The 333-nt window shown below is 37.8% G+C and carries 1 protein-coding gene; it reads right to left on the bottom strand.

What is annotated here, in order from left to right:
- Positions 1–29: 29 nt before the first annotated feature.
- Positions 30–170, bottom strand: a complete 141-nt coding sequence (locus tag RYX56_RS21600; protein ID WP_199417998.1) for a YrzI family small protein — start codon at positions 168–170, stop codon at positions 30–32.
- Positions 171–333 lie beyond the last annotated feature (163 nt).

The following is a 333-nucleotide window of genomic DNA, read 5'->3' as shown; positions in this document are numbered from 1 at the left end:
CCTTTCCTTTTTCATTTTTTTATTTTGCATTACATGAAACGGTACATCGATATTTGACGCTCTTTATGTTGTTCATAAAGCATATCAACCATTTCCTGATGTGCAGCTTCCTCACTAGAAATTCTACGTTTCCTAATGGTTATCGTCAAAAATAAAATATTCAGGGTCATAAAACTCACCTCCCTCACTCCACAATTTTCAACTTATGCATTTCCTATCCAATTTGCATATAAGAAGAGTGGAAAAAGGACATAAAAAGGCCGCAAGAAGTCACTCCTTGCGGCAGTCTGATTTTAGGCATAAAAATACCGCAAGGCGTCATTCTCCCTGCGG

It is taken from the genome of Alkalihalophilus lindianensis (assembly GCF_032843265.1).
Taxonomy (GTDB): Bacteria; Bacillota; Bacilli; order Bacillales; family Bacillaceae_D; genus Alkalihalophilus; species Alkalihalophilus lindianensis.
This window is presented reverse-complemented; position numbering and strand designations above follow the sequence as displayed.